This window comes from Domibacillus mangrovi (assembly GCF_001906925.1).
GTDB classification, from domain to species: domain Bacteria; phylum Bacillota; class Bacilli; order Bacillales; family Domibacillaceae; genus Domibacillus; species Domibacillus mangrovi.
The window spans coordinates 389,651-413,845 of record NZ_MRWQ01000001.1 but is presented as its reverse complement, the minus strand read 5'-3'; the positions used below and the strand labels follow the sequence as shown (position 1 = coordinate 413,845).

General features: G+C 40.4%; 28 protein-coding genes, 2 pseudogenes and 1 other annotated feature. Of the genes and pseudogenes, 28 read left to right on the top strand and 2 right to left on the bottom strand.

Annotation, left to right across the window (positions count from 1 at the left end):
* Positions 1-96: 96 nt before the first annotated feature.
* From BLL40_RS02125 to pheA, 24 genes and pseudogenes are all read left to right on the top strand, one after another.
* Positions 97-678: a Maf family protein gene (locus tag BLL40_RS02125; RefSeq protein ID WP_073710247.1), complete on the top strand. Its 582-nt coding sequence runs from the start codon at positions 97-99 to the stop codon at positions 676-678.
* 21 nt (positions 679-699) lie between these two features.
* Positions 700-1,272 (top strand): annotated as a pseudogene (gene radC, locus BLL40_RS02120) (RadC family protein); the annotation flags it as partial.
* Positions 1,273-1,403: 131 nt separating this feature from the next.
* Entirely contained in the window at positions 1,404-2,516 is a 1,113-nt protein-coding gene (locus BLL40_RS02115) for a tyrosine-type recombinase/integrase (protein ID WP_073710245.1), read from the top strand.
* On the top strand, positions 2,491-4,404 hold the full coding sequence (locus tag BLL40_RS02110) for a tyrosine-type recombinase/integrase (RefSeq protein WP_073710244.1): 1,914 nt from the start codon (positions 2,491-2,493) through the stop codon (positions 4,402-4,404). The genes BLL40_RS02115 and BLL40_RS02110 overlap by 26 nt, the downstream gene beginning before the upstream one ends.
* A gap of 1 nt (position 4,405) precedes the next feature.
* A complete protein-coding gene (locus BLL40_RS02105; RefSeq protein ID WP_073710243.1) occupies positions 4,406-4,771 on the top strand; it encodes a DUF6262 family protein in 366 nt (121 codons plus the stop codon).
* A gap of 331 nt (positions 4,772-5,102) precedes the next feature.
* On the top strand, positions 5,103-6,407 hold the full coding sequence (locus BLL40_RS02100) for a nucleotide-binding domain-containing protein (protein ID WP_073710242.1): 1,305 nt from the start codon (positions 5,103-5,105) through the stop codon (positions 6,405-6,407).
* Positions 6,400-6,885, top strand: coding sequence for a Pycsar system effector family protein (locus BLL40_RS02095; RefSeq protein ID WP_073710241.1), 486 nt, complete (start codon positions 6,400-6,402; stop codon positions 6,883-6,885). The genes BLL40_RS02100 and BLL40_RS02095 overlap by 8 nt, the downstream gene beginning before the upstream one ends.
* Before the next feature lie 54 nt (positions 6,886-6,939).
* The gene (locus BLL40_RS17295) at positions 6,940-7,098 is read left to right on the top strand and encodes a hypothetical protein (protein ID WP_159434176.1); all 159 of its coding nucleotides are present in this window, start codon (positions 6,940-6,942) and stop codon (positions 7,096-7,098) included.
* Between the two features lie 119 nt (positions 7,099-7,217).
* A complete protein-coding gene (locus BLL40_RS17290) occupies positions 7,218-7,442 on the top strand; it encodes a hypothetical protein (RefSeq protein ID WP_073710240.1) in 225 nt (74 codons plus the stop codon).
* Positions 7,443-8,037: 595 nt separating this feature from the next.
* Positions 8,038-8,178: pseudogene (locus BLL40_RS02085) on the top strand (JAB domain-containing protein); the annotation flags it as partial.
* 134 nt (positions 8,179-8,312) lie between these two features.
* Positions 8,313-9,323, top strand: a complete 1,011-nt coding sequence (locus tag BLL40_RS02080; protein WP_073710239.1) for a rod shape-determining protein — start codon at positions 8,313-8,315, stop codon at positions 9,321-9,323.
* A gap of 104 nt (positions 9,324-9,427) precedes the next feature.
* Positions 9,428-10,321: a rod shape-determining protein MreC gene (gene mreC / locus BLL40_RS02075; protein WP_073710238.1), complete on the top strand. Its 894-nt coding sequence runs from the start codon at positions 9,428-9,430 to the stop codon at positions 10,319-10,321.
* Complete coding sequence (gene mreD / locus BLL40_RS02070; protein WP_073710237.1) at positions 10,318-10,830, top strand: rod shape-determining protein MreD; 513 nt, start codon at positions 10,318-10,320, stop codon at positions 10,828-10,830. Before mreC ends, mreD begins: the two co-directional genes overlap by 4 nt.
* Positions 10,831-10,897: 67 nt before the next feature.
* A complete protein-coding gene (minC, locus tag BLL40_RS02065; protein ID WP_073710236.1) occupies positions 10,898-11,575 on the top strand; it encodes a septum site-determining protein MinC in 678 nt (225 codons plus the stop codon).
* 1 nt (position 11,576) lies between these two features.
* On the top strand, positions 11,577-12,383 hold the full coding sequence (gene minD / locus BLL40_RS02060; RefSeq protein ID WP_073710235.1) for a septum site-determining protein MinD: 807 nt from the start codon (positions 11,577-11,579) through the stop codon (positions 12,381-12,383).
* Between the two features lie 83 nt (positions 12,384-12,466).
* On the top strand, positions 12,467-12,916 hold the full coding sequence (locus BLL40_RS02055; RefSeq protein ID WP_073710234.1) for a hypothetical protein: 450 nt from the start codon (positions 12,467-12,469) through the stop codon (positions 12,914-12,916).
* A complete protein-coding gene (locus BLL40_RS02050) occupies positions 12,909-13,724 on the top strand; it encodes a site-2 protease family protein (RefSeq protein WP_073710233.1) in 816 nt (271 codons plus the stop codon). The genes BLL40_RS02055 and BLL40_RS02050 overlap by 8 nt, the downstream gene beginning before the upstream one ends.
* Before the next feature lie 47 nt (positions 13,725-13,771).
* Positions 13,772-13,845 (top strand) — a sequence feature (ribosomal protein L21 leader region).
* Between the two features lie 12 nt (positions 13,846-13,857).
* Complete coding sequence (gene rplU / locus BLL40_RS02045; RefSeq protein ID WP_073710232.1) at positions 13,858-14,166, top strand: 50S ribosomal protein L21; 309 nt, start codon at positions 13,858-13,860, stop codon at positions 14,164-14,166.
* Positions 14,167-14,178: 12 nt separating this feature from the next.
* On the top strand, positions 14,179-14,511 hold the full coding sequence (locus tag BLL40_RS02040) for a ribosomal-processing cysteine protease Prp (RefSeq protein ID WP_073710231.1): 333 nt from the start codon (positions 14,179-14,181) through the stop codon (positions 14,509-14,511).
* 13 nt (positions 14,512-14,524) lie between these two features.
* Positions 14,525-14,809, top strand: coding sequence for a 50S ribosomal protein L27 (gene rpmA, locus BLL40_RS02035; protein ID WP_018394054.1), 285 nt, complete (start codon positions 14,525-14,527; stop codon positions 14,807-14,809).
* A 163-nt stretch (positions 14,810-14,972) separates the two neighbouring features.
* A complete protein-coding gene (locus tag BLL40_RS02030) occupies positions 14,973-15,515 on the top strand; it encodes a Spo0B C-terminal domain-containing protein (RefSeq protein WP_073710230.1) in 543 nt (180 codons plus the stop codon).
* Between the two features lie 15 nt (positions 15,516-15,530).
* Positions 15,531-16,820: a GTPase ObgE gene (obgE, locus tag BLL40_RS02025; RefSeq protein WP_073710229.1), complete on the top strand. Its 1,290-nt coding sequence runs from the start codon at positions 15,531-15,533 to the stop codon at positions 16,818-16,820.
* 28 nt (positions 16,821-16,848) lie between these two features.
* Positions 16,849-17,310 (top strand): ACT domain-containing protein, encoded by a 462-nt coding sequence (locus BLL40_RS02020; RefSeq protein ID WP_073710228.1) that lies wholly within the window; start codon positions 16,849-16,851, stop codon positions 17,308-17,310.
* A 33-nt stretch (positions 17,311-17,343) separates the two neighbouring features.
* Complete coding sequence (gene pheA / locus BLL40_RS02015; RefSeq protein WP_073710227.1) at positions 17,344-18,213, top strand: prephenate dehydratase; 870 nt, start codon at positions 17,344-17,346, stop codon at positions 18,211-18,213.
* Positions 18,214-18,256: 43 nt separating this feature from the next.
* Here pheA and BLL40_RS02010 read toward each other — a convergent pair whose 3' ends face one another.
* Positions 18,257-18,790, bottom strand: coding sequence for a transcription repressor NadR (locus tag BLL40_RS02010; RefSeq protein ID WP_073710226.1), 534 nt, complete (start codon positions 18,788-18,790; stop codon positions 18,257-18,259).
* A 20-nt stretch (positions 18,791-18,810) separates the two neighbouring features.
* A complete protein-coding gene (locus tag BLL40_RS02005) occupies positions 18,811-19,914 on the bottom strand; it encodes a cysteine desulfurase family protein (protein ID WP_073710225.1) in 1,104 nt (367 codons plus the stop codon).
* 95 nt (positions 19,915-20,009) lie between these two features.
* Here BLL40_RS02005 and nadB point away from each other — a divergent pair, with 95 nt between their 5' ends.
* From nadB to BLL40_RS01985, 4 genes are all read left to right on the top strand, one after another.
* Positions 20,010-21,596 (top strand): L-aspartate oxidase, encoded by a 1,587-nt coding sequence (nadB, locus tag BLL40_RS02000; protein ID WP_073710224.1) that lies wholly within the window; start codon positions 20,010-20,012, stop codon positions 21,594-21,596.
* The gene (gene nadC, locus BLL40_RS01995; protein WP_073710223.1) at positions 21,550-22,410 is read left to right on the top strand and encodes a carboxylating nicotinate-nucleotide diphosphorylase; all 861 of its coding nucleotides are present in this window, start codon (positions 21,550-21,552) and stop codon (positions 22,408-22,410) included. Before nadB ends, nadC begins: the two co-directional genes overlap by 47 nt.
* Entirely contained in the window at positions 22,397-23,506 is a 1,110-nt protein-coding gene (gene nadA, locus BLL40_RS01990) for a quinolinate synthase NadA (protein WP_073710222.1), read from the top strand. The genes nadC and nadA overlap by 14 nt, the downstream gene beginning before the upstream one ends.
* A gap of 67 nt (positions 23,507-23,573) precedes the next feature.
* Entirely contained in the window at positions 23,574-24,188 is a 615-nt protein-coding gene (locus BLL40_RS01985; protein ID WP_073710221.1) for a LysM peptidoglycan-binding domain-containing protein, read from the top strand.
* The last annotated feature ends 7 nt before the right edge of the window (positions 24,189-24,195 follow it).

Here is a 24,195-nt window from a genome sequence, read left to right as displayed (position 1 = left end):
CCTGCCGAAAGAGGCAGGTTATTATTGTTGGATTTACGTACATTTGATATGATGGATTCGTATTCTCCCAATCCTCCAACAGAAAGGTGATCCTCTTTGACCAATATCGTTCTTGCTTCATCGTCACCCCGTAGAAAAGAACTGCTGTCTCAAGTTTTCATCCCGTATACTGTCCATGCTGCTGATGTGGACGAAACGATTTTAGAAGGAACCATGCCGTCGGATGCAGTTGAACAACTCGCTCTCCGTAAAGCAGAGGAAATTTTTGCCCTTTATCCAGATGCGGCTGTGATCGGTGCAGACACAGTCGTTGTCCATAACGGGCATATTCTTGGCAAACCGGCAGATGCAGTGGAGGCTCGCGCAATGATTACTGCGCTGTCTGGTACGATTCATTCTGTCTATACAGGCGTCGCGATCAAGACACGAAATGAACAAATCATTTTTCATGAAAAAACAGATGTTGAATTTTGGGATCTATCGGAGGAAGAAATAGCTAGCTACATCGAGACGGGCGAACCGTTTGATAAAGCGGGTGGCTACGGCATTCAATCAGCCGGTGCGCTGTTCGTTAAAGCGATTCAAGGCGACTATTTTACTGTTGTTGGCCTCCCTATATCCTCTTTGTACCGCCATCTAAAACGTCTAGGAATCGTAACAGGCACGTTTTCTTCTTAAATGAGAAAGGAGAATGAACGAATGACAAAGGATCAACAGTTGCCAGCGAAGCCTATAATGATTAGAGACGTACCACCCCATGACCGCCCGCGTGAGCGAATGATCGCGAATGGGGCGCGAAGCTTATCCACCCACGAACTCCTTGCTATCCTACTCAGGACAGGAACGAAAGAAGAGTCGGTCCTGCAGTTATCCAACCGCATATTAAACGAATTTGAAGGGCTGCGTCTATTAAAAGATGCTTCTCTTGAAGAAATAACCTCTATACGTGGAATCGGAAGCGCAAAGGCTATTCAATTGATGGCCGCTGTCGAAATCGGCCGCCGAATCGGGCGATTGAAATATGAAGATCGGTTTATGATTCGTTCTCCTGAAGATGCAGCGAATTATATGATGGAAGAAATGCGTTTTCTTAGTCAAGAACATTTCGTTTGTCTATACTTAAATACGAAAAACCAGGTCATGCATAAGCAAACATTGTTTATTGGCAGCTTAAATGCCAGTATCGTGCATCCGCGCGAAGTGTTCAAGGAAGCATTTAGACGTTCCGCAGCATCAATCGTCTGTTTGCATAACCACCCGAGTGGTGATCCTTTAAACATAGTATCCTAAACTAGAGTACTCTAAGTATTCAAAGTTTAGGATTTTTTTATTTTAGAACTATAACTATTAAATATATAGAGGTAATATTCATAGTAGTTAAAGTATTTAAAGGTGGTGGAGAAATGAAGGTTCAGAAAGTATTGGTGGAGGACAAACCATATCCATTATACATATTGCTAGATAAAAACTTTGAAGTGGTGGAACCAGTTAAGAAATTTATAAAGTACCTGGATAATACGGGTAAAGCTCCAAATACGATTAAAACATATAGTTATCATCTTAAACTGTTCTATCAATTTATGAGTCAACAAAGGATTGAATTAGATGACTTACAATTTGAGGAATTAGCGAATTTTGTAGGATGGTTAAGAAATCCGACAGGGGATGTAAAAGTAATTGATTTAAAACCAAAGAAGGCTAAAAGAGAGGAAACATCAGTCAATTCCATACTTAATGCTGTAATTAGTTTCTTAGAGTATTTAAATCGGACAGAAGATTTTAAAGCCATAGAAATGTCTAAAGAGGTAAGGGGAAGAAGCTTTAAGGGGTTTCTTCATCATATAAATAAAGGCAAATCTTATAAAAAAAATGTTTTAAAGCTCAGGGTCAAAAAGAAACTAGTAAAAGCATTAGAGCATGAGCAAGTTATAGTGATATTAAATGCATGTCATACAAAACGAGATAAGTTACTTATTATGCTTATGTATGAGGGTGGCCTTCGAATTGGTGAGGTGTTATCCCTCCGTATCGAAGATATTTCTACATGGGATAACAAGATTTATATCACGCCAAGAGACCACAATGAAAACGGTGCTTATATTAAGCTAAAAAAAGAACGGACAATTGATGTTAGTAAGGAATTAATGGGCTTATATACCGATTACTTAGTTCATGAGTACGGGGAAGATTTAGAGCATGATTATATATTTATAAATCTTAAAAATACTTATTTTGGTCATCCCCTAAAGTATCAAAGTGTATTGGACCTTATAAGGCGCTTAGTAAAACGGACAGGGATTACTTTCACTGCCCATATGTTACGTCATACACACGCCACTGAACTGATTAGAAATGGTTGGGATGCTGCTTATGTACAGAAGAGATTAGGCCATGCACATGTACAAACAACAATTGATACATATGTTCATCTTTCCGATCAAGATATGAAAAATGAATATAAAAAGTATCTACGAGGGAGAGAACATATTAATGAAATTACCAAGCGTAGCAACTAATCGGAAGCTTATTACTAGTACAGCTATTAGTGAGAAAATAGCAGATATGAATAGCGTGTTAAAAGGGTTTTGGGCAGCTGATAGATGGGATATAAGACTCTGTCCACATCCTAGTGCGGTTGAATTAAGTAAAAATCCATCATTAAGAAATCGATGGGTGAATTTCGATAAAGTCGAAAATATATGGTTAAGAACAGAATTAAAATACTTTTATTATGTTCACTTAAATAATGGAACTTGGAATGCAAAATCTGTTTGGATCAGAAAAGGAACGGTGATAAGCCGAATGTTGGGTTTTTTAAATTTAAAATACCCTGGCATTATGTCTATAACTGAAGTTCCCATAGCAAAAGCTTTGACGGAATACCGAACTTATTTAACAGAACAGGGAGTAAGAACAACAACTACAAATTATAAACTTGATATTAATCAACAAAAAACTCCTGTTCTTGCGAACTCTTATTATGTTACTAATCTGAAACAATTTATGGAATTCTATGAAGATTTCTATTTCGATGGAGAAGAATGGGACAAAGATGTTTGGAATAGAAAGAATCTTTCATTACCGGAAGATAAAGTAAATCCAACATCCTATGAATATACAATCAATTTTAGGGGCTTTGAAAATGATTATTTTAAAGAAGTGGTTAAGCGTTTTTGTAAGTTGAAATTAAATACACATAGCTTCTCGCATGTTAGTGATGTAGCCTCAAAACTAAAAGAGTTCTTCAATTTCATATATAAAAACTTTAAAAATATCCGAAAGATAAATCAACTAACCAGAAAAGAAATCGAACTATATTTAACTGAAATTAATTTAAAGGGTTTAAGCCCTAGTACCGTAACTGGAAGAATATCTACTTTAGAAGTTTTTTTCTCCACCATCAAGAGGTTTGACTGGGTAGATTCCCCTTCTAAAACATTAATTTTTCAAGAAGATTATCCTAAAGTGCCGAAGGCACAACCACGATATATCGATGAACATGTGCTTGAACAATTAAACCGGAAATTAGATAAATTGGAACCTTATATAGCTACAATGGTTATGGTATTACAAGAATGTGGAATGCGTATCAGTGAACTTTGTACATTAAAAAAAGGGAGCGTTATAACAGACAAAGAGGGAGATTGTTTTTTGAAATATTATCAATGGAAGATGAAAAAAGAACATATCATTCCTATTTCTAAAGAAATTGCAGCATTAATACTAGTTCAAGAGCAAAGAGTAGCTGATAATTTTGATAATGATTGTGTATATGTATTTCCAAGAAAAGACGGCTCTCCATTGAAGCAAGACACCTTTAGAGTTAAATTAAATGAATTGGCTTATGAAGAAAAGATAATCGATAAAACAGGCAATGTTTTTCGGTTTCACGCCCATGCCTTTCGGCACACAGTTGGAACTAGAATGATAAATAATGGAGTACCACAGCATATTGTACAAAAGTTCCTAGGTCATGAATCTCCGGAAATGACAGCGAGATATGCGCACATTTTTGATGAGACCCTAAAGAAAGAATTTACAAAATTTAAAGAAACCTTGGTGACGAACAACGGTAGCATTCTGGAATTAAATGAAGAAGAGGGTGAAGCTAACAATACAGATCTTCAATGGTTTAAAAAGAATATCAATGCACAAGCACTTCCTAATGGTTACTGTCGTTTACCAGTGATTGCTGGACCTTGTCCTCACGCGAATGCTTGTTTAGATTGTACAAATTTTTGTACGAGCAAACAGTTTTTAATTGAACATGAACAACACTTAGAACGTACTAAACAGGTATTAGATAGAGCTAGGCAGAACCAATGGCAGCGTCAGGTTGAAACTAACGAACGTGTTAAAAACAGGCTAGAACAGATTATTCACTCGTTAAAGGAGACTAATTAGGATGACACGAAAAAATAGCACAACTGCCATAATTAAACTATCAAAAGAGAAGTCGGAAAAAACAAGAATTAGAGTTGAAAAGGCTATTTCAGAAATGGCACTAAAAAATGAGAAAATTAACTTTAATACGGTTTCACAAAAAGCAAATGCTTCAAAGTCATGGCTTTATAAACAAGAAGACATTAGGACTAGAATAGAAAGATTAAGAGGGCAGCAAATTAGTGAATTAATTCCCCGTAAACAAAGTAAAAGTATCCGTTCCGAGGATGTATTAGTAAAGACCTTAAAAACCCGTATTAAGGCATTGGAAGAAGAGAATAAGCAATTAAAAGATCAAGTTCAAAAGTTATATGGCAAGTTGTTTTAGCTTTTTCGTATATTTTTATGATGGTTTTCTTACTTTCATATAGAAGTTCAATGATGAGGTACTATCTTCAGCTCAGTATATCTTTTTTAAAAGTTTGATCAATAACACCGACGGTGTTATTCCAGAAAAGGGCCATTATATGGAATAACACTTTAAAGAAAATTGGATATCTATGTTAGAGTTTAAAAGAGATTGTGAAGGTTTATACTCAAACCAATGTAACCAATTGAATAAGGTATGGTACAATTTATATAGACTTAATAATCAAAATTGAAAAAAAACTAAACTGAAGGAATCGTTTTCCTTTTTATTAAGGTGGATATGGATAAAAATGGATAATTTGAAAAATATATTAGATGATATGTTTACTCAAAAGATGCCTAAAGAAGTGTTACAAGAGTCACATTATGAAGTATTTGAAAAAGCGGCTGCTAATATAAAACTTGAAGCTGTACGGCCTGGTAAAGAACGATTAAGGAATCTATTTGGAAAAGAGGGGCAATGTTTTTCCAGTAAGATTGGTCCTCATCCAGACATGGAGGATTTAGGAGAGGAAGAGTCAAGAAATCAATACATATGCTCTTTGTTTTTGGATATTTCCGGTTCCACTAGACTAGGTTTGAAGTTTCCTTTATCTACTGTGCGTCTGTATAAAAATGCCATTTTAAGGACAGCTATTGAGATATTCCAGGTATTTGATGGACATATACATCGATTACAAGGAGATGCTGTGTTTGCCTATTTTGGTCACAAAGAGATGAAGAAATCTGAAGCCATTATTAATGCGTTAAATGCAGCTTCTGTGATGCAATCTTATAATAAATATACATTAAGCGAGTTTTTTAAAGAAAATGACTTAGAGCCATTAAAAATAAGAATAGGTATAGATATTGGGGATGACCATCATGTTTTGTGGTCTTCTTATGGCTTAGATTATACAAAAGAAATCACCTCAACGAGTATCCATACAGATTTAGCAGCTAAATTACAGAATAGAGCTGCTAAAAATAATATTATGATCGGAGAAAATGTTTACTCTTACTTGGATTTGCCCGACGAGTTCATAAAAGTAAAGACATTTACGAAGGATGGAATTACAGAAGAGGATAAGTATATTTTAAATGTGTCTAACTCAAGCTCTTATTATCAAATGCGGGTTTTTGATTGGCAACAATATTTGAAATCCTTTGCCTTTTTACCGAAGGAAACAAGTTTAAAGTTTACTTCACCAGAGAATTTCGAGATTATTTGTGAAGTGTCAGAGGATTTGAAAACTATTGTTCCTTATAAAAGTAATAGTAGGCCCATTTCAAAAGATGCATCCCTTACTTTTAAATTAGTTCTTAAAAAGCATCTTGCACAATTAAAACCTAGTCAGATTACATGGAAAGTAATTAACAGAGGAAAAGAAGCTCTGGCGGCTGAGGATAGGGTGGAGTACGTTATGGATAAATACCAAAATAAAGGTATTTGTCGGCAAAGTACAGCATATAATGGTCATCATTATATGGAATGTAAATTTTATGATTCGCAGGGTAAATTAATTGGGAAGGATCGTTTCGGTATATATGTAAGCGATGAAAAAAGCGAAATGAAAGAACTTGGGGTTCCGGAGGTAGAGGTTCTAAATGTTTAGTGAAAAAGTTGATTTTATTAAACACCACCACAATTATTTAATTGATCAGATTAAATTTGCTGATGTAAAAGCAGCCGGGTTAATTACCGTAAATGGATTAATCATTAACCTTTTATTTAAGAAAATATCGAGTGATATTTATGAAACTATCCATTTTTTCTCCCTTTTTGGTTGCTTGATGCTTCTTTTAGCTATTGTATTTTCTTTATTAGTAGTGTTTCCAAGAACTAATGCCAAAGCTCCTAAGGGATTAATTTTTTGGGACAATATTACTGCAATGAGTAAAGATGCTTATATTAAAGAGATGAAGGAAATCTCATTAGATGATTTAGCTGAAAAGATGACAGAACAGAACTACTTCTTGGCTAATACAGCAAAAAGAAAGTTCTCAGTTCTTAAAAGGGCTTTTTATGTGTCGTTTTTAGGGTATTTGTTACTAATGGTTGCGGCCATTTTCTGGTTTGTCCAGAGTTCATAATGATTTTGATATGCTAAGGCGAAAAAGTTCCCTTTTTAGAGGGGGCTTTTTTATATGAAAGAGAAGAGTATTAAGTACAGTATGGATAATGAATGGCCGGCTTCTCTTTTTTATTTAATCACTATTTATTCAGATAAAAAATTATCAATATTGCACAAACGGGCGCGAGAATTGCACAATGATGGACTGTTTCAGCAGTCCATTTTTTCTTAATTAGATCTTTAATCAGTTAAAGGTCAGTTTAATGAAATAAGGAGTAAATTACCATTGAACATAGTTAAAATATTCTGAGATAATTTAAGGTATGTATAATGCTTAACTGAGGTGTAAGAATGAATAAATTTCCGATAAAGCCATCAATAGTTTTTTATGCATTTTTTATTGTAAGTACGATAACAACGCTTGTCATTGTGTATATGGATTTGGATAATACAATTGCAAATGCTTTTGTGATTGGATATGTAATATTTATCCTTCTTTTTTTTCTTTATTCCATCATTGTGACTTTGGTTAATTTGGGAAAATTAAAGTGGTTTGAGATAAAAAAAGAATGTTAAAGTTTATCATTTTGTTCTTAGGCATATGTTTTATACAATATCTTTTTAAAAACTTCAGTACTTATTTAAACATAAATGGTTTGAATTTCGGAAATTCATTAGGTGAAACACTAGTACCTCCATTAGTAATTTCATTTACAATAGTGTTGATGGATTTAATGTCAAGAAAAATTAAGAATTGATCGACAATGGGGACGATTGCTGCATGAGGTGATCGTCCTTAAGTTACTCCAGAAAAGGGCGCGAAAATTGAACAAGTGAGCAAGAGTTGACCAACAAGACCAATGTTGAGTCAGCTCTTTTTACTTAATTATTGAGTAGAATAATTTAATAAATTATATGGATTTTTATGGTAATATATAGCAGTGGTTACAAAAATCAAATTATGTTGCTTCACTAAAGGGTACTATAATGTAGAGAGGATTACAGAAATGATCAAACTTTCTTATTAAGTTTCAAATACCGTCCATATTCACGGACGGTGTTATGTACATTATTTTTGATCAGAAGTTCTATAGAAGAGTACACATTAAATATATGTCCTCAAAGTAAGGGTATTGATTTTCATGGTTTTTGTCACATTTACTATTGATAAAACCCCGCACCGAGCAGGGAGGATATCGATGTCACAAAACGACTTGTTGAGTGCGGCAAAATTCTAGGGGTTGATGTGCTTGATCATCTCATTATAGGAGAGAAGAAATATGTGAGTTTGAAAGAAAAAGGTTATTTATAACGCTATGCTTTTTTTTTTCGTTCCGCTATAATATAAGTTATGGTTTTTGAGACGCTTTTCATACAATTTAACAACCATCCATAGAGAATTAATTACGATAAAAAGGATCTGCTGAGGAAAGGGAGATACACTACATGTTTGGAATTGGGAGCCGTGATTTAGGCATCGACCTAGGTACTGCAAATACACTTGTTTATGCGAAAGGAAAAGGCGTCATCGTTCGTGAACCATCCGTTGTCGCATTGCAGACAGACACGAAGCAAATTGTCGCCGTTGGGAATGATGCGCGAAATATGATCGGAAGAACGCCAGGTAATATTATTGCCACACGTCCGATGAAAGACGGCGTTATTGCTGATTACGAAACCACTGCTACGATGATTAAGTACTACATTAAACAGGCAACAAAAGGCACATCGAGTTTTCTTTCAAGCAAGCCGTATGTTATGGTGTGCGTACCATCAGGGATTACAGCGGTTGAAAGACGTGCGGTTATTGATGCGACACGTCAGGCCGGTGCGCGTGATGCGTATCCGATTGAAGAGCCATTTGCTGCAGCAATCGGTGCGAATTTACCTGTATGGGAACCGACAGGCAGTATGGTTGTGGACATTGGCGGTGGGACAACAGAAGTGGCGATTATCTCACTTGGCGGCATTGTGACAAGTGAATCACTTCGGATTGCCGGCGATGAGATGGATGATGCGATCGTGGCATATATCCGCAAGCAATACAACTTGTTAATCGGCGATCGTACATCAGAAATGATCAAGATGGAAATCGGCTCAGCAGGTGATACGGATGATATTCCGAATCTGGAAATTCGCGGCCGTGATTTATTGACAGGATTGCCGAAAACAATTGAAATTACGGCGAAGGAAATTGCAGATGCATTGAAAGATACCGTATATGCAATTGTTGATACGGTGAAAAGCACGCTTGAAAAAACCCCCCCTGAACTGGCGGCAGACATTATGGACCGCGGCATCGTTTTAACAGGCGGCGGTGCACTTCTTCGCAACTTGGATAAAGTGATCAGTAAAGAAACGAATATGCCAGTGATTATCGCTGAAAACCCGCTTGACTGTGTAGCTATTGGAACGGGTCTTGCGCTAGACCATATCCATTTATTTAAAAACAAATAATTTATTGACGGTGAGGCGGGTTCTCCGCGCGTTCTAACCGGTTTTTTCTGGTGCGCTGGACCAGCCTCACCGTTTTGAATGCTTAGAAAACTGAGGTGGAATTCATGCCGCAATTTTTAACAAACAAGCGCTTGATCATTTTGCTCGGCAGCATCATTATTCTTGTGGCATTGATCGGCTTTTCCATTCGCGACCGAGGGAATATTACATGGCCTGAAAAGTTTGTAAAAGATGTGACTGGCTTTGGACAGAACATTATATCGAAACCAGTTAGTGTAGTAGAAGAGTTTTTTGACAATGTCGGGCGTTTGCGGAATACATACGAAGAAAATGAAAAACTGCGAACGAACCTAGATAAATTAGCTCAGTTGGAAAGCGATGTTATCCGCTTAGAAAAGGATAACGTAGAACTGCGAAAGTTACTTGAAAAAGAGGAAAGTTTAGCAGACTACGAGCCGGTACAGGCAACGGTAATTGCCCGCAATCCTGATCGCTGGTATGACTTGATTACGATCGATCAAGGTGAATCAAATGGCATTGAACCAGATATGGCTGTCATGACAGCAAGCGGCCTCGTTGGGAAAGTGAAAAGTACGTCTAAATTCACATCAACTGTGCAGCTGCTATCCGCAAACGACGCACAAAATCGTGTCTCAGCTTTGATACAATCGGATAAATCGAATTACGGATTGATTGAAGGATATGATGAAGAGAAAAGAATGCTCAAAATGACAAAAATCCCATCTGATGCAAAAGTGGAAAAAGGACAGTTTGTGACAACGTCAGGTCTCGGCGGCGTGTTTCCGAAAGGGCTTGTCATTGGAAAAGTAATGGACCTTGTGCCGGATGAATTTGGCTTAACGCAAACAGCACTTGTAGAACCTGCAGCAAGCTTCTATGATCTTGAGCATGTCATGGTGTCCAAACGTACCATGACGGAAGTGCTTCCAAAAGAAGAGAGCCGTCAGCAAGTATTGATAGAGGAGGAAGGGCTGTGAAAAAAGGACTTCTTCCTCTTTTAATGATTGCACTTTTTTACAGTGACAGCATCTTTATGATCTTTTTCCCAGAAAATGCGTTTGATGGTGCATACATACCGGCACCGCATTTCTTTATCATCGGGCTTTTATTTATGTCGGTCTTCTATGACCGGAATGCGGCGATTAAATATGGCTTCTTATTTGGCTTTTTATTTGATCTGTTTTATACAGAGCTGCTCGGAGCCTATTTGTTTTTCTTGCCGTTAATTGTCTATATTACGTCAAAACTAACGAAATGGCTGCAAAGCACGTTCATTACTTTTTTCATTATTATCTTATTTGACATTGCGTTGTTTGAAATGATTGTGTATGGATTGAACCTGCTTGTTCAGCGGACAGAAGTATCATTTGAACCATTTGTTTCTATGCGCCTCTACCCAACACTTGCATTAAACGCACTCTATTATATTCTGTTCGCCATTCCGCTCCGAAATGCCTTTCAAAAATTAAAAAACATATTCGGCTAACTCGTTAAAAAAAGGAACTTGGCATTGTGTTGTCGAATAATGAGACGTACAGAGGTGGAAACTAGCTATGAAAATGGGACAAAATGTAGTTATTAAAGGCACGAAAGACGGCCTCACTCTTCAATTAAATGATAAATGTGCGTATAATGAATTAATAGAAGAATTAGTAGAAAAACTGGATACCGTTACGAATGATAGGCAGGATGCACTTATTACCGTAACGGTGCAGACTGGTAATCGTTACGTAACAGAAGAAGACAAAGAAATATTAAAAAATGTTATTCGAAAGCGTCAGCACCTCGTAGTTGAGGACATTAAATCAAATGTGATAACGCTTGATGAAGCGGTGCGCTGGAAAGAAGAAGAAGAAATTGTCTCTTATGCGGGTCGGATACGCTCGGGACAAGTTCTTGAAGTGCCAGGTAATCTGCTATTAGTCGGGGATGTAAACCCGGGAGGTACGATTAAGGCTGGGGGAAGTATTTATGTGATGGGTGCATTAAAAGGCGTCGCGCATGCCGGATGCTATGGAAACGACAGGGCCGTTATTACAGCGGCGAAAATGATGCCAACGCAACTTCGCATCAGTAATCATTTGACAAGATCTCCTGACCGTTATGACGAAGAAGAAATAACAGAATCTGAATGCGCTTTTATTAATGAAGCGGATCAACTTGTCATTGACCGGCTGCAAGTGCTGAAGTATTTGCGGCCTGATATATCGACGTTTAAAGGGGGATTTTGAAGTGGGTGAAGCAATTGTCATTACTTCCGGAAAAGGTGGTGTCGGCAAAACAACAACGACAGCCAATCTAGGAACAGCGCTCGCGCTGCAAGAAAAGAAAGTGTGCCTCATAGATACAGATATTGGTCTTCGGAATCTCGATGTGGTCATGGGGCTTGAAAACCGCATTATTTATGACCTTGTCGATGTTGTCGAAGGGCGCTGTAAAATACATCAGGCACTTGTGAAAGATAAGCGTTTTAATGAACTTCTGTACTTGCTTCCAGCCGCGCAGACGACGGACAAGTCAGCTGTAGCTCCGGAGCAGATGAAAAAGTTAATAGAAGAATTAAAACAAGACTATGATTACATATTAATCGACTGTCCGGCCGGCATTGAGCAAGGCTATAAAAACGCCGTAGCTGGTGCAGATCGTGCGATTGTTGTGACGACGCCTGAGAAGTCCGCTGTACGTGATGCAGATCGAGTCATCGGTCTTCTCGAAAAAGAAGAAGGTATGGCACCGCCGAAACTCGTTGTCAATCGAATTCGGAGTCATATGGTGAGAGAGGGGGACATGCTCGATGTTGATGAGGTAGCATCGCATTTGTCGATTGAATTAATCGGGATAGTTGCAGATGACGATGAAGTGATTAAATCATCTCATAATGGAGAGCCGGTTGCCCATAATCCGAATAACCAGGCGTCTATTGCATACCGCAATATTGCGCGGCGCATTTTAGGTGAATCTGTGCCGCTCCAGCAGCCGGATCAACAGCAAGAAACCATTTTCACGAAATTTAAACGATTTATTGGCATCAGCCAATAATAAGGAAACCGCTTATTGAAGCGGTTTTTTTCGTATTTTCCCTTGTTTTTGCATACACTTAAGAAAAGGCAGGAGGAGTCATTGTGAGGAAGAAAATAGCGGGTACATTGCTTCTATTTTTATTCGTGTACGCAAATCGAGACCATGCGGCTGTCATTTGGTTGTTTACGGATGATTTCACATTTGCCCGTACTGCTTCTATGTATGAAGAGCATCTCGGTACATTGCTTCCATCCTTAGATAAAGAAACAGATCGAGCTATTATGGCTTCCAATGTTTCAAATGGGTTAAAAGCAGATAGAGAAGGCATAGTCGTACGAATCAATCGAAAAGATCATTTAATTGTGCTCCAGCATAAAGATGATAGCGAAACGGAAGTGAGTGGCCTGTATGTACATGATTTTCGGCTGTTTGAAAAAGTGAATAAAGGGGAATGGATCGGGGAAGCAGCAATAGAATCGGTCCATATTATTGTACGTAAAAATGGAGAGGTAATTTCAGAAAAAGTAATGGAGCTTGAAGAAATTGATTAGCGTTCATCCGCTTACGTGGCTGCTAGCAGCAGCTGCTGCTGGGATAGGAATGTTTGCGGAAGCTCTTTGTTTATTACTAATTGTTTTTATACACGAACTCGGTCATGCGGCAGCGGCAAAATATTGCGGTTGGCGTATTGTAAAAATTGAATTGCTTCCGTTCGGCGGAAAGCTAGAAACGAGTGAACATGCCGGCCGGCCGCTGACAGAAGAATGGCTTGTCGTCCTGGCCGGTCCAATGATGCACATTCCGATGATGGGTATAGCCATTTTGCTTCTGAAAGCAGGTATAATGGAACCGGCGATCTATTCATTGTTTTTTCAATTGAATGCTCTTATTCTTTTCTTTAATTTATTGCCAGTGCTGCCGCTTGACGGTGGGAAAATGGTTTTGCTTCTATTATCGGCCGTTCGGCCTTGTTATGCTGCATATAGGCTGGCCATCCACATTTCTTTTTTTATGCTTGTTTGTCTGTTTGGTGCAGCGGTCTATTTGCTTCCATTTTATATACAATTAATTATGACCGTTTCTTATGTTGCTGTACAGCTTCTCGTCATGTGGAAGGAAAAAGAGTATATGTTCATCCGATTTTTAACAGCGCGTTTTTACGAACCTGTACCCCTTCGAGTGATGCGCATTCATATTGGCAGCCGGCAGTCTTTACTTGAGATGGTTCGTATGTTTCGACGAAATCGAACACATCTTTTTATTGTGAACCGGGAAGAGAATATCACGGAATCGCGGCTATTAGCTTATTATTTTAAAGGCAATAAAAAGGTCGATGAGATCATGGAAAATAACGATTGACATAAAAACCTAAAAGTGATAGAATTCATATGTTATTGTTTGTAGCACCTGTGCTACAACCGCACATAGCAGGTTCAAGTATCGAAAGATCACCTGTCAAGTGGCGAGTCTGAGTAACTAGGGAGGTGCAGGAATGTACGCAATTATTGAAACAGGCGGCAAGCAGATCAAAGTTGAAGAAGGCCAAGAAGTCTACATCGAAAAATTGAACGCAGCAGATGGTGACTCTGTCACTTTTGATAAAGTTCTTTTCGTTGGCGGCGACGACGTAAAAGTTGGAAGCCCGATCGTAGAAGGCGCAACGGTAACGGCGAAGGTTGAAAAGCAAGGACGCGCGAAGAAAATCATCGTTTTTAAATTCAAAGCGAAGAAAAACTACCGCAGAAAGCAAGGACACCGTCAGCCTTACACAAAAGTAGTCATTGAAAAAATCAACGCATAAGGCGATGATCTGATGATTTATGTAAACGTCAAAAAAGATCAATCCGGCTTTATTTCATCATTTACAATGGAAGGACATGCCGGTTACGCTGAAAAAGGCGAAGACCTTGTCTGCGCCGGTGCGTCGGCTGTTTCATTCGGTTCACTGAATGCAGTCATAGCACTGACAAACGTAACGCCTGATATTGATCAAGGCGAAGATGGTGGTCTGCTTTCATGCTTCATCCCGGAAGACTTGCCGGTTGAAGTTAGAGAACAGGTGCAGCTTCTTTTAGAAGGTATGATCGTTTCATTGCAGACGATTGAACGAGAGTATGGACAGTATATTCAAATAAACTTCCAATAGGAGGTGAAAACATATGTTGAAATTAAATCTTCAATTTTTCGCATCCAAAAAAGGGGTAGGTTCTACTCGGAACGGACGTGACTCACAGTCGAAGCGTCTTGGCGCTAAGCGTGCAGACGGTCAATTCGTAACAGGCGGATCCATCCTTTACCGTCAACGCGGTACGAAAATTCACCCAGGTGAAAACGTAGGACGTGGCGGAGATGATACATTGTTCGCAAAAACGGACGGTATCGTTCGTTTCGAACGCGTTGGACGCGATCGAAAAAAAGTAAGTGTTTATCCAGCTGCTCAATAATCAGACTGGCAAATGGAGGTGTTCTGAAAGTCATACTTTCGGAACACCTCCATTTTTTATGCATTGCCGTCGATCTTTCCCGTTCAAACTGTAAATCTTTCTGCTATACTAACAGAAAGGAATTGGTTGTTTTGGATCGGACAAGGGAGGTGCACAAATATAGATGAAAGAAAAAAATTGGACCGTTATAGAAACACTTCGTCATGCGCGGCATGATTGGATGAACGATATACAGCTGATTAAAGGTTTTCTAGCTTTAAATAAAATAGATGAAGCGGCCCGTGCAGCCGATCATATTATTGTCAAAGCTGTGCAGGAATCGAAACTGTGCAATCTTGGTATGCCAGAGATGGCGGAGATGTTTATCACATTTAACTGGAAGAAACATAAATTTGTGCTTGAATTTGAAATAAATGATGAAATCGTTATAGAAAAAGTGGATGATCAACTGGTGACTCGTTTTTTTCAATCCATCTTTTCATTGTTAGACCAGCACATTTCACAATATAGCGGTCAACATGTATATACTGAGTTTTTTGAAAAAGAAGGACGTCTGGCTGTAAGGATTGAATGGGACGGAGAGCTTGTCGACCGATCTTGTTTAATAGAACAGATCCAGCAATTGCTCCAGTCTGGTGCTGGTGTAATGAACGGCGGAATCATGAAATCAGATGATCAGGATATACTAATAGAAGTGAAATTTTAGGAGGAAAAAAACAATATGTTTGTAGATCAGGTCAAGATATATGTAAAAGGCGGCGATGGTGGGAATGGCATGGTAGCATTCCGCCGTGAAAAATATGTGCCAAATGGCGGTCCAGCTGGCGGTGACGGCGGAAACGGAGCAAATGTTGTATTTGAGGTGGAAGAAGGTTTACGCACACTGATGGATTTCCGTTATCAGCGTCATTTTAAAGCACCTAGAGGCGAACACGGCATGAGTAAAGGGATGCATGGTAAAAATTCAAAAGATATGATTGTTAAAGTACCGCCAGGAACAGTCGTGACAGATGATGTAACAGGCGAAGTCATTGCGGATTTAGTGGAGCATGGACAGCAGGCCATTATTGCTCGTGGCGGACGCGGTGGGCGTGGTAACAGCCGTTTTGCGACACCGGCGAATCCAGCACCGGAAATTTCAGAGAATGGTGAGCCTGGTATCGAACGCGACATTACACTAGAATTAAAATTGCTGGCAGATGCCGGTCTTGTCGGTTTTCCGAGCGTTGGTAAATCAACACTGTTATCAGTCGTCACAGCAGCGAAACCGAAAATTGCGGCGTATCATTTCACGACGCTCGTACCGAATCTCGGCATGGTAGAGACGGAAGATGGACGCAGCTTTGTTCTCGCTGATTTACCGGGATTAATTGAAGGAGCACATGAGGGGACAGGCCTTGGACATCAGTTTTTGCGCCACATTGAGCGGACGCGTGTCATCATTCATGTACTGGATATGTCTGGGATGGAAGGTCGTGATCCGTATGAAGATTACATCACGATTAATAATGAATTGAAAGAATACAATCTCCGTTTGACGGAGCGTCCGGAAATTATTGTCGCCAATAAAATGGATATGCCGGATGCGGAAGATAATTTAGCGGCATTTAAGAAAAAAATTGATCCAGATGCAGTTATTTTTCCGATTTCAGCGTTAACACAAAGCGGTTTACGCGATCTATTATTTTCTATTGCTGATAAAGTGGATGAAACACCGGAATTCCTGCTTGATCACGAAGAAGAAGATTTGTCTGTAAACCGTGTTGTATACCGTCACGAAAAACAGGAGGCGGAATTTGTTATCTCTCGTGGTCTGGACGGAGCATTCGAATTGACAGGCAGCAAAATTGAAAAGCTGTTTAAAATGACCGATTTTTCACGCGAAGAATCAATTCGCCGATTTGCACGGCAGCTTCGTTCAATGGGAGTCGATGATGCTTTGCGTGAACGCGGAGCAAAACATGGTGAGATCGTACGTCTTATGGACTATGAGTTTGAATTTATTGACTAACAGCTGACAGCGGTTTGGAAAATGGGGGATGGACTTGGGAAAGAAAGAGCAAAATGAAAAATTTTATCTCGTACGTGAAGATGTGCTTCCAGAAGCGATGAAAAAAACACTCGACGCAAAAGAGCTGATTGAGCGAAAAAAAGCCGATTCAGTATGGGAAGCTGTTCAGAAAGTGGACTTGAGCCGGAGCGCTTTTTATAAATACCGAGATACGGTGTTTCCTTTTCATACGATTGTTAAAGAACGGATTATTACGCTGTTTTTTTATCTGGAAGACCGGTCCGGTACCCTATCTGAACTGCTGGCGCTTGTAGCGGGCTGCGGTGGTAATATCTTGACGATACATCAGACTATTCCACTGCAGGGGCGCGCAAACGTAACGATTTCTTTAAATGTTACCGATATGAAAGTGGGGCTTGATGAACTGTTAGCTCGCTTGAAAAAACTTGAATTTGTCGATACGGTGGAAGTGCTCGGTTCGGGTGCTTAACGTGTTTTAACAGAGACTATAGGAGTGAATGGTTTGAGAAAGATTGCTTTTTTAGGACCAGCAGCGACATTTACTGATATCGCTGTGTCAGACGCATTTCCGCATGATGAACGTATTCCCTGTGTCACGATTCCAGAATGTATGGATTTTGTGTTACAAGGAAAAGCGGATCTGGCTGTGGTACCCATTGAAAATGCACTTGAAGGCACAGTCAATATGACGATTGATCATCTTTTTCATGAAGCAGATTTGACGATTGTCGGAGAGTTGACAGCGCCGATTCAGCAGCACTTACTCGTGCATCCTGATCATGTGCAGCAGTGGAAAGAGGTAGGGCGTGTGCTGTCGCATCCCCATGCTATTGCACAATGTCATAAATTTTTGAATCGTGAATTTTATGGAATACCTTCTCAACAAATGACATCAACGGCCGCTGCCGCGAAATATGTAAGTGAACATCCAGAGCAATGTATTGCAGCTATCGCGAATTCATTGTCAGCAGAAGAGTATGGTCTTGTTATTGTACAGACCGATATTCATGATTATCATTTTAATCATACACGTTTTCTTGTGCTATCGAAAACGCATGAAGAATTGACGTTTCCTTTGCCGCGAACGGGTGGGAAAACGACGATCGTTGTGACGTTGCCGACAGACCGTCCGGGTTCGCTTCATCAAGTGCTAGCTACGTTTGCATGGCGTAACTTAAACTTAGAAAAAATCGAGTCGCGGCCGCTTAAAACGGGTCTCGGTAACTATTTTTTCATTATCGATGTCGCACAGCGAATTGATGATGTGCTCGTTCCGGGCGCATTCGCTGAAATGGAAGCGCTCGGGTGCAAAGTGCAAGTACTTGGCAGCTACTACGGATATGAAGTAGGACAAACTCCAAGCAAAATATAAAATAAGACTGCCTGGAAAATGGCAGTCTTATTTTTTGAATAACTTACTTCAGCAAAAGCCCCGCTTTATCCAGCGCCTGTTCTGCTTCATCAAGTGTCGCTTCATCTTTTGCAGAAATGGTGTGCAAGTGAACACCGCTTGTTAGTTCGGACAAATAAGCAGCGTTTGTTTCATTAATTGTTTCTAAAAAGCGGAGAGCTTCTTTCCGGTTTGAGACCATAATAGAAGCCGTTAAATCTCCATAAACAGGATGTTCAATTTTTACATCTTTCACAAGAACGCCAAGGTCGACAAGCAGAAGCAGTTCTTCCTTTGTCTTGTCTGGTGGATGAACACAGGCGATAATTCGTTCATATCCGGTTTCTTCTTGGTTAGTTAAGTACACATACCCTTGACTCGTTGCCATAATCGGTATACCACGTGCTTTTAATAATGTGATATCGCCAACGATTACTTGACGGCTTACGCTTGCTTTTTTAGCTAACTCACTGCCAGTCAGAGGTTTTTTTTCATGTTGAAGCCAGTTTAAGAGCAACGAACGCCGCTCCTCACCAACGAGTTTCTTCTTATCTATCATCCGTTATCCCTCCGCTATTATCATAACATAGCTGCTTCCGTTGCAACATGAGCGAGTGATCGAGCCAGTACCATCACTTCTTCTTCTGTCGTCCCGTATCCAAGTGAAATACGGAAAAACTGTCGTGCTTCATCGATTGACAGCCCCATTGCGATGGCTGCTTTTGTCCCTGCCGCAGCAGATGTATCGCACGCACTTCCAGTCGATATATGTAGATCTTGTGCATTTAATGTGAGCATAACGAGCTGACCTTCAATGCCAGGTATACACATCCCAATCACACCAGGAAACTGTTCTGCTTCATTAGCTTCAATCCATTTACACATCGTCCCCTTTAGTTCTTTTTTTAACACATTTCTTAAGTAGGAGAGTTGTTTCAGATCAATAGTAAATTGGGAAGCTTCGGCAAATGCAGCGATCGCAGGGGTATCTACTGTACCGCCTCTTACTCCTTTTTCATGTGTTAGACCGGGAAAGACTGGTGTGATTAAACAATGCGGTGACAAATAAATGGCACCGCATCCTTTAGGTCCGCCAATTTTATGAGCTGAAAAGGTCATTGCATCGGCTTCAATCTCCGTTATATCCACTTTTCCAAAAGATTGTACACAATCTGTGTGGAATAAAATACCATGTTTTTTTGCTAAACGAGCGATTTTTTTAATAGGCTGAATGGTGCCGATTTCGGGATTAATGTGTTGAATCGAAATGAGTACCGTATCAGGGCGAATCGCAGCAAGAACATCCTCTACAGAAACAACACCTTTTTCATTCATTGGTAATTTTGTTACTTCAAATCCTTCAGATTCAAGCAACGTCATCGCAGAATGAACGGATGTATGCTCCGCCATCGATGTGATCACATGCATTCCTTGTCGATTTCTAGCCATCGATAAAATGGCCAGTATATTTCCTTCCGTGCCGCTTCCTGTAAAATAAATCCCATCTGCCGGCACACCCGCTTTTTTGGCGAGTTGTTCACGGCATCGTTGCAACAGGAAATGAGCTTTCGTTCCTTCATCGTGAGGACTGGATGTATTCCCAGGAAAATGCAGTGCCGCTTCTCTATATACATCAATCGCTTCTTTTCGCATTGGTGAAGTAGCTGCATAGTCAAAATACATTAATTACACTTCTCTCTATTGTAAATTTAATCTTGTCATATTGTTTATTTTATGTGAAGATAGGTGTCAAGACAACTGTAAAGTGAGGGTAAGCGATGAAATTTACGTCACAGGTCGTCATTATTGGATCAGGCATTGCCGCTTTGCAGGCAGCCAAACATTTAGCAACGCAATTAAATGTGATTATTATCACAAAGTCAACGATCAGAGACAGTAATTCGTATTATGCACAGGGGGGCATCGCTGCTGTGATGTCCATAAATGATACGTACGGTTCTCATATAGAAGATACAGTAAAAGCAGGAGAATATCATCATAGCTTGTCTGCTGTCGAGCAGCTTGTTGAAGAAGGTACACAAGGCGTACAACAACTTTTAAATGAGGGATTTCCAGCAGATCGCCATTCAACTGGCACGCTTTCACTCGGTTTAGAAGGGGCGCACAGTGAACATCGAATTGTTCATTCTGGCGGTGATGCGACTGGGAAAGTAACGATCGAGTATTTATTAAAGTCAATGCCAGATAATGTACGCATTGTGGAACAGGAAATGGCCTTTGAACTTATCGTGTCAAATGAATTATGTACGGGTGTGAAAACGAAAACGATTGATGGTGCGGTACACACATATGAAGCAGATCATACGGTGTTGGCAACAGGCGGAGCAGGAGCACTTTATCCATTTACGTCAAATAGGAAAATGTTGACGGGTGACGGGATTGCGCTTGCTTACCGTGCAGGAGCTGTCGTGACAGATATGGAGTTTGTACAGTTCCATCCGACTCTTTTATATATAAATGGTGAAGCGAAAGGGCTTGTATCAGAAGCGGTTCGCGGAGCAGGAGCAGTACTTGTGGATGAAACCGGGCGCCATATTATGGAAGGAGTTCATCCGATGAAAGATCTTGCTCCTCGGCACATTACCGCGTTTGAACTATACAAAGCACGCCAAAACGGTCATGATGTGCTTCTCGATATTTCCATGATTGATCATTTTGAGGAGTGTTTCCCGACTATTACTGCTCTGTGTACTAAAAATGGGATTGATATAAAAAAAGGCTTCATTCCTGTTGCACCAGGCAGCCATTTTTTAATGGGGGGAGTAAAGGCAGATTCATGCGGAAAAACGTCGATTAATGGCTTATACGCAGTCGGTGAAACAGCCTGTACAGGTGTGCATGGAGCCAATAGGCTTGCAAGCAATTCTCTTTTAGAAGGAATCGCTTTTGGAAAACGGATGGCCGCGTATATATTGTCTTGTGATCAAAATGTACAGGTCAAAAAGAGAGCCACAATTGCTTTTCCACTTACGGTACCACCGCTTTTTGAAATAGCTGAATTGCAGGCGATGATGATGGAAAATGCAGGTATGATACGGACAAAAGAAGGACTCAATCGTCTAGTAGATTGTTTAAAGGTTGTCGAAAATACGAACGGAGATATAAGTCATTTGTCTGTTTCAGAAATAGAACGATTATTTATGCATACGACGGCGTATTTAATTGCAAGGTCAGCACTTGAGCGGACTGAGACGCGAGGCGCCCATATTCGTGCAGATTTTCCAGAAGCACGAGACCAGTGGGGGCAAAGCTGGGTGACAGTTGAAAAAGGAAAAATATCGGTGAGGAGTGGGGAACATGAATGGAATCAAACTCGATCAACTGCTTACAGCATTTTTTATTGAAGATATTGGGGATCGGGATGTATCAGGAGAAAGCATCTTTTCTGAAGAAGAAATGGGGTCCTTTACATTTACAGCAAAAGAAGCCGGTATTTTTTGCGGACGAGCGGTCATTGAAAGAGGATTTCGATTAGTCGATGAACATGTCACGGTGTCGGTTTTGAAAAAAGATGGTGACGTTGTAAGGCAAGGTGAAGTGATTGCTCGTATTCAAGGTTCATTACGCTCGCTGCTTTCTGGGGAACGGGTCATATTAAATCTTGTGCAACGAATGTCAGGAATCGCGACAGCAGCGGCGCAGGCTGTGAAAGAAACAGAAGGAACGAATGCGCGTGTCTGTGATACGAGAAAAACGGTGCCGGGATTGCGTATGATAGAGAAATACGCAGTGAGAACAGGTGGGGCTTTTAATCATCGCACCGGTTTATACGATGCTGTTATGTTAAAAGATAATCATATTGCTTTTGCTGGAAGCATTTCGAGTGCTGTAGAAAAAGCACGTTCTGCTTGCGGCCATACGATGAAAATTGAAGTGGAAATTGAAACGAAAGAGCAGCTTATAGAAGCAGTGGAAGCGGGGGCGGATATTGTCATGTTTGATAACTGCACGCCGCAGCAGATCAAATCATGGCTGCCGATTGTACCGGCGCATATTGCAACAGAAGCGTCCGGTGGGATTACGATTGAAAATATACGGGACTATGCGTTAACAGGTGTTGGCTGGATTTCTCTCGGTGCATTAACGCATTCAGTGAAAGCACTTGATATAAGCGCACGAGTGGATACGAAAGGGGCTGTTTTAAATGACATTAAATGAACTGTTAAAGACGAATGAAGGAATGCTTCCAGAAATATACCGGCATATGGAACGTGGAGCGATGGAACAGCGGGTTCGTGAGATTAAACAAGAACTGGGCTCTGCTTTGTTCATTCCAGGTCACCATTATCAAAAGGATGAAGTGATTCAATTTGCTGATGCAATCGGGGATTCATTACAGTTAGCGCAAGTATCCGCAGCGAACCAGGCAGCTGAGCACATTGTCTTTTGCGGTGTGCATTTTATGGCGGAAACAGCTGATATTTTAACGAACGACAACCAAACGGTTTATTTACCTGATATGCGTGCGGGCTGCTCAATGGCGGATATGGCGGATATATATCAAACTGAACGAGCGTGGACGACTCTTCAACAAACATTCGGTGATACGATCATTCCGCTCACGTACGTCAATTCAACCGCTGCTATTAAAGCATTTACTGGAAGAAACGGCGGTTCATGCGTCACATCATCGAATGCACGCTCGATGGTAGAATGGGCATTTACGCAAAAACAACGTATTTTATTTTTACCAGATCAGCATCTTGGCCGGAATACGGCGTTTGACATCGGTGTGCCGCTTGATCATATGGCGGTTTGGAATCCAATCACAGATACGCTTGAATACGAAGGTGACATCGCGAACATTCAAGTTATTTTGTGGAAAGGACATTGCTCTGTTCACGAAAACTTTACCGTTTCTAATATTGAAGAACTACGCCGGACGAGACCTGACATGAAGATCATTGTGCACCCGGAATGCCGCCGGGAAGTGGTGGAACTGTCTGATGATAACGGGTCCACGAAATACATTATTGACGTAATCGAACAGGCGGAGCCCGGAACGTCTTGGGCGATTGGAACAGAAATGAATCTAGTGAAACGGATTATTGCAAATCATCCTGATAAAGACATTGTCTCGCTGAATCCAAATATGTGTCCATGTTTAACGATGAATCGAATTGATTTGCCACATTTGCTCTGGTCGCTAGAAACAATTATGGCAGGCAAGAAAGGCAATATTATTAAAGTAGACGAGAAAACAGCGTTACAGGCAAAGATGTCTCTCGATCGGATGCTGGCACGGGCAAACTGACAATTTTCCGGCACAGCAGGGTACCGGGCGCATACAATATGTTGAATGCTCATTGAGGAGGGAAACAATGAAAATCCATATTGTTCAGCGCGGTGACACACTCTGGTCGATTTCTGAAAAGCACGGTGTTTCGTATGAAGAAGTGAAGAAGCTAAACGCTCATCTTGCGAATCCGGATATGATTGTGCCGGGTATGAAAATTAAATTGCCTGATACTGTCGGTCATAAGGGTAGCGAGCGTCCATATAAGGGCAGTGAGCATCCATATTCGAATGAAAAACCGAATGGCCGTCCGCCGGAACTAGAGTCGGAAATGGAGGAGAAGGAGGAAAAATCGATGCCGGTTCCGCCGATGTCAGAGTCGTCCATGCCAATGCCATCGATGCCAGAATCGACAATGCCATCTCCACCGATGCCAGGACTAACAATGCCAGAACAATGGATGACACAACCGGCTCCAGCACCGTCACCTGCTGAACATGAACACGAAATGATGATGATGCCATGTATGCCAATGCCATGCTATTTTTACCCGATGCCTTTTCCGATGCCATGCCCAATGCCTCATGTAATGCCTTATATGCATGAGATGCAACCAGAGCATGAGGAAGAAAATGAAAATGAAATGAAAGAACATGGGTTTCCACACATGATGCCGCATTGTCCATACTGCAATCGATAAAGTGAAA